13 protein-coding genes are annotated in these 15,398 nt (G+C 59.5%); 7 read left to right on the top strand and 6 right to left on the bottom strand.

Annotated features, from left to right (window positions below; genetic code table 11):
• Positions 1-40 precede the first annotated feature (40 nt).
• The 5 genes from hslU to K0F75_RS19305 form a co-directional block, all read right to left on the bottom strand.
• Positions 41-1,378 carry an HslU--HslV peptidase ATPase subunit gene (gene hslU, locus K0F75_RS19325; RefSeq protein WP_219063577.1) on the bottom strand — a complete coding sequence of 446 codons (1,338 nt, stop codon included), beginning with the start codon at positions 1,376-1,378 and terminating at the stop codon, positions 41-43.
• A gap of 67 nt (positions 1,379-1,445) precedes the next feature.
• A complete protein-coding gene (hslV, locus tag K0F75_RS19320) occupies positions 1,446-1,976 on the bottom strand; it encodes an ATP-dependent protease subunit HslV (protein ID WP_219063576.1) in 531 nt (176 codons plus the stop codon).
• 244 nt (positions 1,977-2,220) lie between these two features.
• A complete protein-coding gene (locus tag K0F75_RS19315; protein ID WP_219063575.1) occupies positions 2,221-2,910 on the bottom strand; it encodes an SPOR domain-containing protein in 690 nt (229 codons plus the stop codon).
• Position 2,911: 1 nt separating this feature from the next.
• The gene (gene argS, locus K0F75_RS19310; protein WP_219063574.1) at positions 2,912-4,648 is read right to left on the bottom strand and encodes an arginine--tRNA ligase; all 1,737 of its coding nucleotides are present in this window, start codon (positions 4,646-4,648) and stop codon (positions 2,912-2,914) included.
• Positions 4,649-4,778: 130 nt separating this feature from the next.
• Positions 4,779-6,998: a primosomal protein N' gene (locus K0F75_RS19305; protein WP_219063573.1), complete on the bottom strand. Its 2,220-nt coding sequence runs from the start codon at positions 6,996-6,998 to the stop codon at positions 4,779-4,781.
• Positions 6,999-7,165: 167 nt separating this feature from the next.
• Here K0F75_RS19305 and rpmE point away from each other — a divergent pair, with 167 nt between their 5' ends.
• The 3 genes from rpmE to K0F75_RS19290 all read left to right on the top strand — a co-directional run bounded on the left by rpmE (position 7,166) and on the right by K0F75_RS19290 (position 9,679).
• On the top strand, positions 7,166-7,402 hold the full coding sequence (gene rpmE / locus K0F75_RS19300; RefSeq protein ID WP_219063572.1) for a 50S ribosomal protein L31: 237 nt from the start codon (positions 7,166-7,168) through the stop codon (positions 7,400-7,402).
• 23 nt (positions 7,403-7,425) lie between these two features.
• Positions 7,426-8,229, top strand: coding sequence for a thermonuclease family protein (locus K0F75_RS19295; protein ID WP_219063571.1), 804 nt, complete (start codon positions 7,426-7,428; stop codon positions 8,227-8,229).
• Positions 8,230-8,410: 181 nt separating this feature from the next.
• Positions 8,411-9,679 carry a malic enzyme-like NAD(P)-binding protein gene (locus tag K0F75_RS19290; RefSeq protein WP_219063570.1) on the top strand — a complete coding sequence of 423 codons (1,269 nt, stop codon included), beginning with the start codon at positions 8,411-8,413 and terminating at the stop codon, positions 9,677-9,679.
• 208 nt (positions 9,680-9,887) lie between these two features.
• Here the strand turns inward: K0F75_RS19290 and K0F75_RS19285 are convergent, their stop codons facing one another.
• A complete protein-coding gene (locus K0F75_RS19285; protein ID WP_374029011.1) occupies positions 9,888-12,341 on the bottom strand; it encodes a penicillin-binding protein 1A in 2,454 nt (817 codons plus the stop codon).
• Positions 12,342-12,550: 209 nt separating this feature from the next.
• On the opposite strand from K0F75_RS19285, the gene K0F75_RS19280 reads away from it, so the two are divergent.
• Genes K0F75_RS19280 through pilP form a run of 4 tightly spaced genes read left to right on the top strand, consistent with a single transcriptional unit; the run spans position 12,551 to position 15,325 of the window.
• A complete protein-coding gene (locus K0F75_RS19280; RefSeq protein WP_219063568.1) occupies positions 12,551-13,615 on the top strand; it encodes a pilus assembly protein PilM in 1,065 nt (354 codons plus the stop codon).
• Positions 13,615-14,181, top strand: a complete 567-nt coding sequence (locus K0F75_RS19275) for a PilN domain-containing protein (protein ID WP_219063567.1) — start codon at positions 13,615-13,617, stop codon at positions 14,179-14,181. The genes K0F75_RS19280 and K0F75_RS19275 overlap by 1 nt, the downstream gene beginning before the upstream one ends.
• A complete protein-coding gene (gene pilO, locus K0F75_RS19270; RefSeq protein ID WP_219063566.1) occupies positions 14,178-14,801 on the top strand; it encodes a type 4a pilus biogenesis protein PilO in 624 nt (207 codons plus the stop codon). The genes K0F75_RS19275 and pilO overlap by 4 nt, the downstream gene beginning before the upstream one ends.
• Positions 14,798-15,325 carry a type 4a pilus biogenesis lipoprotein PilP gene (pilP, locus tag K0F75_RS19265; RefSeq protein ID WP_219063565.1) on the top strand — a complete coding sequence of 176 codons (528 nt, stop codon included), beginning with the start codon at positions 14,798-14,800 and terminating at the stop codon, positions 15,323-15,325. Before pilO ends, pilP begins: the two co-directional genes overlap by 4 nt.
• Positions 15,326-15,398: the final 73 nt, after the last annotated feature.

Below are 15,398 nucleotides of genomic sequence, written 5' to 3'. Positions count from 1 at the left end.
AGGGCCGCGAGCGGCCCTGCCGGTTCCAGTTAAGTGCGTTTTAAAGGATATACCGCGAGAGGTCTTCGTCCTTGGCCAGTTCGCCCAGGTGACTGTTGACGTAGTCGGCGTTGATCAGGATGGTCTCTGCATCTTGCGCGCTGGCCAGGTCAGCAGCACTGAAGGACACCTCTTCGAGCAGGCGCTCAAGCAAGGTGTGCAAACGACGCGCACCGATGTTCTCGGTCTTCTCGTTGACCTGCCAGGCAATCTCGGCGATGCGCTTGATGCCGTCGGGCAAGAACTCGATGTTCAGGCCTTCGGTCTTGAGTAGCTCGCGGTATTGCTCGGTCAGCGACGCGTGCGGCTCGCTGAGGATGCGTTCGAAGTCCTGGGGTGTCAGGGCCTTGAGTTCAACGCGAATCGGCAGACGACCTTGCAGTTCAGGCACCAGATCGCTCGGTTTGCTCAGGTGGAACGCGCCGGAAGCAATGAACAGGATGTGGTCGGTCTTGACCATGCCCAGTTTGGTGTTCACGGTGCAGCCTTCGATCAGTGGCAGCAGGTCGCGTTGCACGCCTTCGCGGGACACGTCGACGCCACCGGAATTACCGCGTCTGGCGACCTTGTCGATTTCATCGATGAACACAATGCCGTGCTGCTCAACCGCTTCCAGCGCCTTGGCTTTCAGCTCTTCTTCATTGACCAGACGCCCGGCTTCTTCGTCGCGGACCAGCTTCAGTGCGTCCTTGACCTTGAGCTTGCGGCTTTTCTTTTTGCCCTTGCCCATGTTGGCGAACAGGCTTTGCAACTGGTTGGTCATCTCTTCCATGCCTGGCGGCGCGGAAATATCGACCCCGACGGACTCGGAGACTTCGATCTCGATGTCCTTGTCATCCAGTTGACCTTCACGCAGGCGCTTGCGGAACAGCTGACGGGTATTGGAATCGGTGCTCGGTGCCGCGTCTTCGTTGAAGCCTGCGCGTGCGGGCGGCAGCAGGGCGTCGAGGATGCGCTCTTCGGCAGCGTCTTCGGCGCGGTGGCGGACCTTGGTCATTTCCTGTTCACGCAGGAGCTTGATCGCGGCGTCGGCCAGGTCACGAATGATCGACTCGACGTCGCGGCCGACATAGCCGACTTCGGTGAATTTGGTCGCTTCGACCTTGATGAACGGCGCGTTGGCCAGTTTGGCCAGGCGACGGGCGATTTCGGTTTTACCGACACCGGTCGGGCCGATCATCAGAATGTTTTTTGGCGTGACTTCGACGCGCAGTTCTTCAGGCAACTGCATCCGGCGCCAGCGGTTACGCAAAGCGATGGCGACGGCGCGCTTGGCATCGTCCTGGCCAATGATGTGGCGATTGAGTTCGTGGACGATTTCACGGGGAGTCATAGACATGATAGTGGCGGTCCTCTAGCTGAAAAAAGCGCGCATGGCTGTTTATGCAAACGGCATGGGTAACGGCTTATTCGGCGAGGTCCTGCTCCTCAATGGTGATGTTGTGGTTGGTGAACACGCAGATATCGGCAGCGATGCCCAGTGCGGTTTCGGCAATTTCGCGGGCCGAGAGTTCGGTTTTCATCAGCAGGGCACGGGCGGCAGCTTGAGCGTAGGGGCCGCCGGAGCCCATGGCAATCAGGCCGTCTTCAGGTTCAACGACATCGCCGTTACCCGTGATGATCAGCGATGCATCCTTGTTGGCGACCGCCAGCATGGCTTCGAGGCGGCTCAGGGAGCGGTCGGTGCGCCATTCTTTAGCCAGTTCAACGGCCGCGCGAACCAGATGGCCCTGGTGTTTTTCAAGTTGGCCTTCGAAACGTTCGAAAAGGGTGAAGGCATCGGCGGTGGCTCCGGCGAAACCGGCGATCACTTCGCCGTGATACAGGCGACGCACTTTTTTCGCGTTGCCTTTCATGACGGTATTGCCGAGAGAAACCTGGCCGTCGCCAGCCATGACGACTTTGCCGTTACGGCGCACTGAAACGATGGTGGTCAAGGGAGCGTCTCCACGCAGCGGGGCGAAAATGCCCTAGTGGAAACTCATATGGGGGTGGTGGCTGACATTTCAACCATGGGATGCGTCAGAGGATGAATGGCGATATCTGGATGCGGGCTGTCTGGACAGATCGCTTTCGCGCACGAAACCGCCCCCGCGGAGCGCGGATGATCCACTGGGGGAGTGAACCTATTCGTCAAAGCGGCGTGTCCGACACGCCGCTTTGACCTGGACTACAGGTGGATCACTTACCCTGACGCTGTTGTAACAGCAGATTGCTGAAGCCGCTGCCTGCCAGTTGTTTCTGCGCGATGGTCAGTTGCTCACGGTTGCTGTACGGGCCGACGAGCACCCGGTACCAGATTTCATCCTTCACGGTGCCGGATTCAACCTGCACGGTTTGCCCCAGCAGAATGATCTGCGCCCGGACCTTGTCCGCGTCGGCTTGCTTGCGGAACGAGCCGGCCTGCAAGAAGAACTTCGTCACCGCAGCCGGCTTGGCCACCGGTGGCGCTGGCGGGGGCGTCAGGCCGCTGAGTGCAGCCTGGGCGCGTGCGGTGTCAATCTTCGCCGCTTGCTCAGGCGTGACCGGCGCAACCGGTGCTACGACCGCTGGCAGCGTTTTCTCGGGCACGGCTTCGTTCGGCACGATGACTTCGGATTCCGGCAGCAAGGTGTAGAAGTCGTACTTCGGCTTCGCCGGTGCCTGCGGGCTGGGTGGCGTTTTGTTCGCTTCGGCGATTTTCGCGGCCTTGGCGTCTTCTTTAACCCGCTTGATATCAGTGCTGCCCGGATCGAGCTTCATCAAAAATACGATGAAGGCCCCGACGGACAGGCCAATAGCCAGCCACAACCATCCTGGAATCGGCTTCTTCGCGGGTGCCTGATAACGGCTGGCGCCGCGCTTGGGAGCAGGTTTTTTCTTCGCAGCCAACTTACATACGCTCCAGAGTTTCCAGACCCAAGAGTTCCAGGCCTTGCTTGAGGGTGCGGCCCGTCAGTGCGGTGAGGCGCAGACGGCTTTGCTGTTGTTCCGGGTTCTCGGCACCGAGGATCGGACAGTTCTCGTAGAAACTGGAGAACAGGCCAGCGAGATCATAGATGTAGGCACACAGTACGTGTGGCGTGCCTTTTTCCGCGACGTTGTTCAGGGTTTCGCCAAACTGCGCCAGGCGAGCCGCCAGTTCCTGCTCTTGAGGCGCCTCAAGCACGATATGCCCTTGGCTGATGTCGAACGGCTTGCCCAACTTGCGGAACACACCGGCTACACGGGTGTAGGCGTAGAGCAGGTACGGTGCAGTGTTGCCTTCGAAGCTGAGCATCTGATCGAAGTTGAAGCTGTAGTCGCTGGTGCGATGCTTGGACAGGTCGGCGTATTTCACCGCGCTGATCCCTACTGCATTGGCGATGCTGCGCAATTCGGCTTCAGCGACTTCCGGGTTCTTTTCTTTCACCAGGGTGTAGGCGCGCTCCTGGGCTTCGTCGAGCAGGTCTACCAGCTTGACGGTGCCACCGTCGCGGGTCTTGAACGGACGGCCATCGGCACCGTTCATGGTGCCGAAGCCCATGTGCTCCATGTGCATGCCATTGGTCACGAAACCGGCACGGCGGGCGACTTCGAACACCTGTTGGAAATGCAGGGCCTGACGTTGATCGACGAAGTACAGAGCGCGGTCGGCTTTCAATACATTGCTGCGGTAGCGGATCGCGGCCAGGTCGGTGGTGGCGTACAGATAACCGCCGCCCGCCTTTTGCACGATCACCGGCAGAGGCGTGTCTTCAGCGGTCCTGAACTCTTCAAGGAACACGCACTGGGCGCCATTGCTCTCGACCAGCAGGCCTGCGGCCTTGAGGTCGCTGACCACGTTGGCCAGGTCATCGTTGTAGGCGCTTTCGCCCCTGACATCGGCCGGGGTCAGGTTGACGTTCAGACGGTCGTAAATTGTTTGGCAGTGGGACAGCGATATGTTTTTGAAGCGTTCCCACAGCGCCAGGCATTCCGGGTCACCGGCTTGCAGTTTGACCACCAGGCCCCGGGCGCGCTCGGCAAATTCTTCGGATTCGTCGAAGCGATGCTTGGCCGCACGGTAGAAGTTCTCCAGGTCCGACAACTCATCGCTGGTCGTCGGTTTTTCCTGGAGGTACGCCAGGAGCATGCCGAATTGAGTGCCCCAGTCGCCCACGTGGTTCTGACGAATTACCGTATCACCCAGGAACGCCAGCACATTGGCCACGCCGTCGCCGATAACGGTCGAGCGCAGGTGGCCGACGTGCATCTCTTTGGCCAGGTTGGGCGCGGACAAATCGACCACCACGCGTTGTACAGGACCGACCTTGCGAACTGACAGTTGTGGGTCGATCAGCGCGGCATCGAGACGTGCCGCCAGGGCCTGGGTGTTCTGGAAGAAGTTGAGAAAGCCGGGGCCGGCGATTTCGACCTTGCTGACCTGTGCGTCGGCGGGCAGCGCGGCAACTAGTTTTTCTGCCAGATCGCGGGGTTTCAAACCGGCAGGCTTCGCCAGCATCATCGCGATGTTGCTGGCGAAGTCACCGTGGGTTTTGTCCCGCACGTTTTCCACCTGGATCGCCGGTGTCAGCCCTTCCGGCAGGACGCCTTCGTTGACGAGTTGGGTCAGGGCTTGTTGGATCAACTGGCGAATGGTGTCTTTCATGGTCTTCTCTTTCGACCGCAAGCGCGGCGGCGCCTGGATGCGCTGGTGGAAAAACTGGGCATTATCCGTTGCGAGGGCAGGCTTGCCAACCATGATGGACATGCGGTCTTAAAGATGCCGGCTTTGGCCCTTAATACAAATCCACCGGGTCCACGTCCAGCGACCAGCGTACCTGGCGCCCGCTGGGCATGTTTTCAAGCACCAACAGCCATGCGCTGAGCAATCGATGCAGGGGCGCGCGGGCGCTGGCTTGCAGGAGCAATTGCGCGCGGTAGCGGCCGGCGCGTCGCTCCATCGGCGCCGGGACCGGGCCCAGTAACTCAATGGCGCCCAGATTCATTTCAGCCAGTAAGCGTTCGGCCTCGGCGCAGGCGTTGTCGAGAAAACCTTCGGCCTGTCCCGGCTTGTGCGCTTCGGCGCGCAGCAGCGCCAGGTGCGAGAACGGTGGCAGACCAGCGGCACGGCGTTCGCTCAACGCTTGTTCGGCAAAGGCGAAGTAGCCTTGCTCGGTCAGCTGAATTAACAGAGGGTGGTCGGCCAGATGCGTCTGGATGATCACTTTACCCGGCTCCTCGGCCCGTCCTGCACGCCCTGCGACCTGAACGATCAGCTGCGCCATGCGCTCGCTGGCGCGGAAATCGCCGGAAAACAAACCGCCGTCGGCATCCAGAATCGACACCAGGGTCACGCGGGGGAAGTGGTGCCCTTTGGCGAGCATTTGGGTGCCGACCAGAATGCACGGCTGGCCGCGTTGAATGGTGGCGAACAGCTGGTTCATCGCGTCTTTGCGCGAGGTGCTGTCGCGGTCGACCCGCAGCACGGGGAAGTCCGGGAACAAAATCCCCAGCCGCTCTTCGGCACGCTCGGTGCCCGCACCCACAGGGCGCAGGTCGACCTTGCCGCACGCCGGGCAATGGCGCGGGACACGCTCGACATGGCCGCAATGGTGGCACCGCAACTCGCCGGAACGCTGGTGCACGGTCATGCGCGCATCGCAGCGCGGACATTCCGAGAGCCAGCCGCAGTCGTGGCAAAGCAAGGTCGGCGCAAAGCCGCGACGGTTGAGGAACACCAGGACCTGCTGACCTGCGGCCAGGGTCTGAGCGATGGCTTGCTGCATCGGTCCGGAAATACCGCTGTCCAGTGGCCGGCTCTTCACGTCCAGCCGCAGGAAGCGCGGCTGTTGCGCACCGCCCGCGCGTTGGTTCAGGCGCAGCAGGCCATAGCGCCCGGTGTAGGCGTTGTGCAGGCTTTCCAGAGATGGCGTGGCTGAGCCGAGCACAATCGGAATGTTTTCCTGCCGGGCCCGGACCAACGCTAGGTCGCGGGCGTGGTAGCGCAGACCTTCCTGCTGTTTATAAGAGCCGTCGTGCTCTTCATCAATAATGATCAGGCCGGGATTCTTCATTGGCGTGAACAGCGCGGAGCGGGTGCCGATAATAATGTCGGCCTCGCCGTCGCGCGCCGCCAGCCAGGCATCCAGTCGATCCCGGTCATTGACCGCCGAGTGCACCAGAGCGATACGTGCGTTGAAACGCTGCTCGAAGCGCGCCAGCGTTTGCGGGCCGAGGTTGATCTCCGGGATCAACACCAGCGCCTGCTTGCCGGCTTCGAGGGTTTCGCGGATCAGCTGTAAATAGACTTCGGTTTTGCCGCTGCCGGTAACACCTGCCAGCAGAAACGCATGAAAGGTGTCGAAGCCGGCACGAATGGCCTCGTACGCAGCGCGTTGTTCGGGGTTGAGTGGCAACTCGGGTTGCGCCAGCCAGCGCTCATGGCGTTCGCTCGGCGCATGGCGGCGCACTTCGACCTTGACCATGTCCTTGGCCAGCAACAGGTTCAGGCTTTCCCGGTTGAGCATCAGTTTGCTGAGTAACTGATTGGCCACGCCATGCGGATGCTGGGCGAGGGTGGTCAGGGCCTCACGCTGTTTCGGTGCGCGGGCGATGCGCGGGTCATCGAGTCTGGCGCCGGGAGCCACTTGCCAGAATCGTTCCTGACGCGCTTCAGCGGGTTCGCCCTGGCGCAGCAGCACCGGCAAGGCCCAGCTCAAGGTGTCGCCGAGGCTGTGTTGGTAATACTGCGATGTCCACAGGCACAGCTTGAACAGCGAAGGCGGCAGCGGCGGATGCTCATCGAGGATGGCCACGGCCGGTTTGAGTTTTTCAGCCGGGACTTCACTGTGGTCAGTGATTTCCACCAGAATGCCAATCATCTCGCGGCGACCGAACGGCACACGCACGCGCATGCCGGGCTGTAACGCACTGCGCAGCACCCCGGCGGGTGCGCGGTAGTCGAATAAGCGTCTGAGCGGCGAGGGCAGAGCGAGGCGCAAAATGGCGTCGGGCACGCGGAGGGTTCTCTGTAACGGTCTGTGACGAAGCGGCGATCTTAGCAGACGACCGGTTTTAACGTTCGCTTGCGTCGTTGGCGATGTCTGGTAGTATCCGCAGCCTAATTACGTGCGGTGTTCAACAATAGTGTTGCGCGGCGGCACGCTAGCCCGGAGAAGTACCCATGAAAGCTGATATTCATCCAGTTTACGAAGCCATTGTCGCAACTTGCAGCTGCGGCAACGTGATCCACACTCGCTCCAACCTCGCCAAGCCATTGAGCCTTGACGTGTGCAACGAGTGCCACCCGTTCTACACCGGCAAGCAGAAGACTCTTGATATCGGCGGCCGTGTCGACAAGTTCAAATCGCGTTTCGGTGCTTTCGGCGCAGCCAAAGCTCCTGAAGCTGCTGCTGAGTAAGACTGGCCGTTCTGGAAGGTCCATTGGACTACTCCAGGCTGCTTAAAAAGGCGTCCCTCGCGGGCGCCTTTTTTATGTCCGCGATTTGGCTGACGGCAGCCCAGGCCTTGTGCCCGGCACCCGACTCCCTGCCCGTATTTGCGGTCCAGCGGGTCGTGGACGGCGACACCCTGCGCCTGAGCGATGGCCGCAGTGTGCGGATGATTGGACTGAATGCGCCTGAGACCGGCAAGAAAGGTCGTTCCGCCGAGCCTTTTGCCGAAGCTGCCAAGCGCCGCCTGCAACGTCTGGTCGACGAAAACGATGGCCGGGTCAGTCTGCAGGTGGGTCAAGAGCCCAAGGATCATTACGGCCGTACGCTGGCCAACGTCTATGGCCGTCAGGGCGAAAACCTTGAGGCGCAGTTGTTGGCCGAGGGTTTGGCCTATCAAGTGGTGATCGCCCCCAATGTCGCCTTGCTCGACTGCCAGCAGCGGGCGGAGCGTAGTGCGCGTCAGGCTGGGCTAGGGGTGTGGCGCACGTCGCCGGTACAGGCGGTCGGACACATCAATAACGGCGGCTTTGCCCTGATCTCCGGACAGGTCAGTGACGTGCAGCGCAATGCTGGCGGCGTGTGGATTGAATTGCAGGGCTCGTTGGTGTTGCGGATCGCGCCGAACCTGGTGAGTCAGTTCGACGTCTCTCGGCTGGAGCGCCTTAAAGGCCGGACCCTCGAAGCGCGTGGTTGGGTGATTGATCGTTCGCGTCGTGGCGGGCTCAAGTCCGGGCAGGCGCGCTGGATGTTGCCCATTACTCATCCCGCGATGCTGAATTTTCTCGATCAATAGAAAGTGTGGACAGTTCGCTTGTTCAATTGTGGACAGTCCTTGCCTTGTGTTCCGCACCCCTTGGCGTAAAGTCGTAGAGGCCGGGCCTTGACAGAAGTGACTAGTCAGTCTTGTGAGGACTTTCCTTCTTGCGTATCCTCGGCGGTCCGTCAGTCCAACAGTAAAAAAGCGGAATGCCCACATGTCAGATTTGAAAACTGCCGCTCTCGAATATCATGCCAAGCCTCGCCCCGGGAAACTGAGTGTCGAGATAACCAAGCCTACCGCCACTGCTCGCGACCTGGCCCTGGCTTACAGCCCTGGCGTTGCCGAGCCGGTGCGCGAAATTGCCCGTGATCCTGAACTTGCCTATAAGTACACCGGCAAGGGTAATCTGGTCGCGGTCATTTCCAACGGCACCGCCATTCTTGGCTTGGGTGACCTTGGTCCATTGGCTTCCAAGCCAGTGATGGAAGGTAAAGGCTTGCTGTTCAAGCGTTTCGCAGGGATCGACGTTTTCGATATCGAAGTCGATGCAGAAAGCCCACAAGCGTTCATCGACACCGTCAAGCGCATCTCCATCACCTTTGGCGGCATTAACCTTGAAGACATCAAGGCGCCAGAGTGCTTCGAGATCGAGAAAGCACTGATCGAACAATGTGACATTCCGGTGTTCCACGATGACCAGCACGGCACGGCGATTGTTACCGCGGCCGGCATGATCAACGCATTGGAAATCGTCGGCAAAAGCCTGGACAGCGCCCAAATCGTTTGCCTGGGCGCAGGCGCAGCAGCCATTTCCTGCATGAAGTTGCTGGTGAGCATGGGTGCGAAGATCGAAAACATCTTCATGGTCGACCGTACTGGCGTGATTCACTCCGGCCGTAACGATCTGAACCAGTACAAAGCCGTGTTCGCCCACACGACTGAAAAACGCACACTGTCCGACGCCCTCAAGGGTGCTGATGTGTTCGTGGGTCTGTCCGGTCCGAACCTGCTGAGCGCTGATAACCTGAAGCTGATGGCCAAGGATCCGATTGTGTTCGCGTGCTCGAACCCGGACCCGGAAATCGCGCCAGAACTGGCTCATGCCACTCGCGATGACGTGATCATGGCCACTGGCCGTTCGGACTACCCGAACCAGGTCAACAACGTATTGGGCTTCCCGTTCATCTTCCGTGGCGCACTGGATGTTCGTGCAAAGCGTATCAACGAAGAGATGAAAATCGCTGCCGCCCACGCCCTGCGTAAACTGGCCAAGCTGCCGGTGCCTCAGGAAGTGTGCGACGCGTATGGTGGTATCAAGCTGGAATTCGGTCGTGAGTACATCATTCCGAAACCAATGGATGCGCGCCTCTTGGGTGTGATCTCCGATGCCGTGGCTAAAGCCGCCATCGAAACCGGCGTAGCCACCCTGCCGTATCCGAAGAACTACCCGCTCAAGAGCGTCGATGACGTTTTCAACGGCTAAGTCCTGGTAGCGATCCACAAAAAACCCTGCAGCGATGCAGGGTTTTTTTGTGGGTGAGAATCCTGACGATCATCTGTGGGAATGAGTCAATTCCCATTCCCTGTAGGAGCGGGCTTGCCCGCGATCAGCCTGACTCGGTGTGTCAGGCGGGCCGCCATCGCGGCGGGACGCGTAGTTGCAAGCCCGCTCCTACAGAGTGATGGGGGCGTCAGAACAGATCGATGGGCGCCGATTCGTCCGCAGGTAGCGGGCTGTTAGGTGCATTCCCGCCGCCCACTTCGTTCACGCTGGGTGGCGTGTCTTCGCTTTTGAACAGCTCGAAGTACGCGTTGGGCGTGCTTGGTGTCGCGGCGCGGCCACTGACCGGGTCGACTCGCAGGCTGAGGATGCCTTCCGGTTCGGCCTGGACATGCGGTGGTTTGTCTTTCAAGGCGGCGCTCATGTAGTTCATCCAGATCGGCAGGGCGACCGTGCCGCCGAATTCCTGGCGACCCAGGCTTTCCGGCTGATCGAAGCCGGTCCAGACGCTGGTGATGTAGTCCGCGTTGTAACCGGTGAACCAGGCGTCTTTAGACTCGTTGGTCGTACCGGTCTTGCCAGCGATGTCGGGGCGGTTCATCGACAGGGCACGGCGGCCGGTACCGCGCTTGATTACGTCCTGCAGCATGCTGTTGAGGATGTAGGTGGTGCGGCCATCGACGATGCGCTCGGCGACGGCTGGCGCCTGTGGCTCGTTGGTCGTTGAGGCCGTTGAGGTCGACGAGGCGGGCACCACGCTCGGGCTTTCATTGACGGCAAAGGTAGCGGTGTTGGCCGCGGGTTTGGCGTCATTGGCCGGTACGCTCGGCGGATTGGCGACGAACAGGGTCGCGCCGTCACGGTTTTCGATGCGCTGGATCAGGTACGGGCTGATCTTGTAACCGCCGTTGGCGAAGGTGCTCCAGCCAGTGGCGACTTCCATCGGCGTCAGCGTTGCAGTCCCCAGGGCCAGCGACAGGTTGCGTGGCAGGTCCTGCTTGTTGAAGCCGAAGCGCGTGATGTAGTTGATCGCGGTGTCGATGCCCAGGCCTTGCAGCAGGCGGATGGACACCAGGTTGCGCGACTTGTACAACGCTTCGCGCAAACGGATCGGGCCGAGGAAGGTATTGGTGTCGTTTTTCGGACGCCAGACCTTGTCCAGGTACTCATCGACGAACACGATAGGCGCGTCGTTGACCAGGCTGGCGGCGGTGTAGCCGTTGTCCAGCGCGGCGCTATACAGGAACGGCTTGAAGCTCGAGCCCGGTTGACGCTTGGCCTGCATGGCGCGGTTGTAATTGCTCTGTTCGAAAGCAAAGCCGCCGACCAGCGCACGAATCGCACCATTTTGGGGGTCCAGCGACACCAGTGCGCTTTGCGCTGCCGGGGTCTGGCTGAACTTCAGGCTACCGTCCCCTTGGCGCTGTACCCGGACCAGATCGCCCACTTGCGCGACATCGGATGGCTGCAGTGGGCGTGCACCCAGGCTGTTCGTATTAAGGAACGGTCGGGCCCACTTCATGCTGTCCCAGGATACGGTTTCTTCTTTTTCGCCGTTGCGGGTCAGCACATGCAGGCCGGCTTTATCGACTTGAGTGACAATCGCCGGCTCAAGGCCGCTGATGGAGCGCTGTTTGGTCAGCTCCAGCGCCCATGCATCACGGGTTTTTCCGGGTAGACGGCTTTCCGGGCCACGATAGCCGTGACGCTGGTCATAGCTGATCAAGCCTTCCTGGACGGCGGTGTTTGCATTTTCCTGAAGATTGCTGGGTACCGTAGTGGTGACGCGGAAACCTTCCGTGTACGCTTCGCTGCCATAACGGCCGACCATTTCGGCGCGGGCCATTTCGGCGATATAGGGCGCGTTTACTTCCGGGCTCTGGACGTGATAGCTGGCGTTGATGGGTTCGGCCAGGGCGACGTCATAGGCGCTCTGATCGATCTTGCCCAATTTGTGCATGCGCCCCAGAATCCAGTCGCGACGCTCTTTGGCTCGCACAGGGTTGGCCAGTGGGTTGAAGCGCGAAGGGGCTTTGGGCAGACCGGCGATCATCGCCATCTGTGCAATGCTCAGGTCGCGGATCGATTTGCCGTAATACACTTGCGCCGCGGCTTCGATGCCGTAAGCGCGGTTGCCCAGGTAGATCTTGTTGACGTACAGCTCAAGGATTTCGTCCTTGCTCAGTTCGCGCTCGATCTGCAGGGCCAGAAGGATTTCGTTGGTTTTTCGGGAAAAGCTTCTTTCGCTGGTCAAAAAGAAGTTTTTCGCGACTTGCATGGTGATCGTGCTGCCGCCGGACTGGATATGGCCGCTCTTCACCAGTTGGGAGGCGGCGCGCATCAGGCTGCTGGGGTCAACGCCGTAGTGATTGGCGAAGTTGTCATCTTCTGCCGATAACAGGGCGTTAATGAAATTGGGTGGAATGTCGGCGAAGCGGATAGGGGAGCGGCGCATTTCGCCAAACTCAGCAATCAACTTGCCATCGCTGCTGAAAACCCGCAGCGGAATTTGCAATTGGATGCTTCTCAGCGACTCGACGGAAGGCAGGCCCGGGCTGAGGTACAAGAATGCACCGCTCAAAACGAGCAGCAGCCCGCAGAACACAGCGACGAATGACCACCAGAAAAACTTCAGCAGGCGTATCAAGGCTTTTGGATTTCCAGATAAAAGAATGGGTTAAGCGCAGGCATCTACAAATGAACACGGTTTGAAGCTTGGCTTTACGAAAAAATGCTCGGGCATTATAAGCATTTTTCGTGTCGGAGCGTGATTTGCGCTACTGTCAAGGCGGCTGGCACAGACATTGGACACTCAATAATCCGTAAGTGACGGAAACTCATAGGGAATCGGTTGTGTTCGAACTCTTCAGTAAGAAGGCCAATGCCCTTCTAGGGATCGATATTAGCTCCACCTCGGTAAAACTCCTTGAATTGAGTCGTTCCGGCACTCGCTACAAAGTTGAGTCCTACGCGGTCGAACCGCTACCCGCCAACGCTGTAGTCGAAAAAAATATCGCCGATCTCGACGGGGTTGGTCAGGCATTGTCACGGGTGTTGGTCAAGGCCAAGACGAATGTCAAAAGCGTCGCCGTGGCGGTGGCCGGCTCTGCCGTGATCACCAAGACCATCGAGATGGACGCTGGCCTGTCGGACGATGACATGGAAAGTCAGCTCAAGATTGAAGCTGATCAGTACATTCCGTATCCCCTTGAAGAAGTCGCCATCGATTTTGAAGTGCAGGGCTACTCGGCGCGCAACCCCGAGCGTGTTGAAGTCCTGCTCGCCGCCTGCCGCAAGGAAAACGTAGAGGTTCGCGAAGCCGCCCTGGCGCTGGCGGGCCTCAATGCCAAGGTCGTGGATGTCGAAGCGTATGCGCTGGAGCGCGCTTTCGGCCTGCTCTCTGCGCAGTTGGGCAACGATCACGAGCAACTGACCGTGGCCGTGGTCGACATCGGCGCCACCATGACCACCTTGAGCGTGCTGCACAATGGCCGGATTATTTACACCCGCGAGCAATTGTTCGGCGGCCGTCAACTGACCGAAGAAATTCAGCGTCGTTATGGCCTGGCGGTAGAAGAAGCGGGCCTGGCGAAGAAGCAGGGCGGTCTGCCGGATGACTATGTCAGCGAGGTGCTGCAGCCGTTCAAGGATGCCGTGGTTCAGCAAGTTACCCGCTCGTTGCAGTTCTTTTTTGCGGCCGGTCAGTACAACACCGTGGATTACATCATGCTGGCGGGCGGTACCTCCTCGCTCGCAGGCCTGGACCATTTGATTCAGCAACGCCTGGGCACGCCCACGCTGGTGGCCAATCCGTTCGCCGACATGGCGCTGAGCAGCAAGGTCAACGCGGGGGCGCTGGCCAGTGATGCTCCGGCCTTGATGATTGCCTGTGGTCTGGCGCTAAGGAGCTTCGACTAATGGCACGGATCAACCTGTTACCGTGGCGCGAACAGCTCCGCGAAGAGCGAAAGAAGCGTTTTCTGACGGCGCTTGTCGGGGTGTTGATCATTGCCGTCGGCGTGATCTTCCTCGGCGATCAATACATCAGCAATGCGGTCGACCACCAAGTGGCACGCAACGCGTATGTGCAGAAAGAAATTGCCCTGCTCGATGACCGGATTAAAGAAATCAGCGAGTTGAAGGCGCGGCGCAAGCAATTGCTGGAACGGATGAAAATCATCCAGGACCTGCAAGGCAATCGGCCGATCATCGGACGAATTTTCGATCAGTTGGCGCGTACCTTGCCTGATGGCGTGTATTTCTCTGACGTAAAAATGACCGGCAAGATTATTAGCATCAGCGGCGCCGCTGAATCGAACAACCGTGTTTCGGATCTGCTGCGTAACCTCGACGCCTCTGATTGGCTCGAGGCGCCAAGCCTCAACGAGGTCAAGGCCACTACGGCGGGTGCGGTCGATCAGGCAAACACCTTCCAGTTATCGGTGCGTCAGACCCAACCCATGGTTGAAGGGGCCAAGCCATGAACCCAAAGGAATGGCTGGACAGCCTGCGCAAGATAGACATCAACGATCTGGACCTGAATAACCTTGGCTCATGGCCAGCGGCGGTCAAATCCATCGCCGGGGCGATGGTGTTGATCATTGTCCTGGCGCTGGGCTACAACTTTTACCTCAAAGACTTGCTGGATCAGCTCGACCAGTCGCGAGCGACCGAAGTTTCGCTCAAAGAGCAATTTGCGACGAAGGCTTTCAAGGCCGCGAACCTGGACGCCTACAAGGCGCAGATGACGGAAATGCAGACGTCCTTCGGCGCACTGTTGCGGCAACTGCCCAGCGACACGGAAGTCCCGGGGTTGCTCGAAGACATCACTCGCACCGGTCTGGGCAGTGGCCTTGAGTTCGAAGAGATCAAATTGCTGCCGGAAGCGGCTCAGCAGTTCTATATCGAGTTGCCGATCCAAATCACAGTGGTCGGCGCCTATCACGACCTCGCGACCTTTGTCAGTGGCGTGGCCAGCCTGCCGCGCATCGTGACTCTGCATGATTTCGAGATCAAACCTGTGGAGCCTGGGAATACGCAAAAGCTGCGCATGAGCATTCTGGCCAAGACCTACCGTTATAACGATAAAGGGCTGCAGCAATGAGGGCCGCTCGACTGTTGTGCATGAGTGTGGCTTTGATCGGCCTGTCTGGTTGCGATAACGGCAATCAGTTTGGCGACTTGCAGACCTACATGGATGAAGTACGTGCGCGCCCCACGGGCGTCATTGAGCCATTGCCAAAGTTTCGCCCTTACGAAGCCTTCACCTACAGCGCCGCCACACTGCGTAGCCCGTTCCAGCCGCCCGTCAAGATTGATCTGGTCCGCCGGCAGAAGGGCTCGCAGCAGGTCAAGCCGGATGAAACACGGGTCAAGCAGTTCCTCGAAGGTTTCAATATCGAGCAATTCGAAATGGTCGGCACGATGGCCAACGACTCGGGGACCTTTGCCCTGATGCACGGTGGCGGTGGTGTGTACCGCATGAAAGTCGGTGATTATCTGGGGCGCAATCATGGGCGCATCGTTTCAATCAGCGACTCGCAGGTCGATGTCGTCGAAATAGTGCCTGATGGCGAGGGTGCATGGCTTGAACGGCCGCGCAGCATTTCCCTCAAGGAACGCTCATGAGCGGAATGTGCGAACACGCAGTATTGCCGAGCGCAGTAGTTTTCACTCGTCCGGAGACGGACGGGGCCAACAT

It is taken from the genome of Pseudomonas sp. UMAB-08 (assembly GCF_900095225.1).
Classification (GTDB): domain Bacteria; phylum Pseudomonadota; class Gammaproteobacteria; order Pseudomonadales; family Pseudomonadaceae; genus Aquipseudomonas.
Note: the sequence above shows the minus strand (reverse complement) of the source record. Positions and strands in the feature narration are given on the sequence as shown.

Coding starts and splice junctions, on each gene's coding strand:
- hslU (WP_219063577.1), bottom strand. CDS start 1,378: ATGTCTATGACTCCCCGTGAAATCGTCCACGAACTCAATCGCCACATC.
- argS (WP_219063574.1), bottom strand. CDS start 4,648: ATGAAAGACACCATTCGCCAGTTGATCCAACAAGCCCTGACCCAACTC.
- rpmE (WP_219063572.1), top strand. CDS start 7,166: ATGAAAGCTGATATTCATCCAGTTTACGAAGCCATTGTCGCAACTTGC.
- K0F75_RS19290 (WP_219063570.1), top strand. CDS start 8,411: ATGTCAGATTTGAAAACTGCCGCTCTCGAATATCATGCCAAGCCTCGC.
- K0F75_RS19275 (WP_219063567.1), top strand. CDS start 13,615: ATGGCACGGATCAACCTGTTACCGTGGCGCGAACAGCTCCGCGAAGAG.
- pilO (WP_219063566.1), top strand. CDS start 14,178: ATGAACCCAAAGGAATGGCTGGACAGCCTGCGCAAGATAGACATCAAC.
- pilP (WP_219063565.1), top strand. CDS start 14,798: ATGAGGGCCGCTCGACTGTTGTGCATGAGTGTGGCTTTGATCGGCCTG.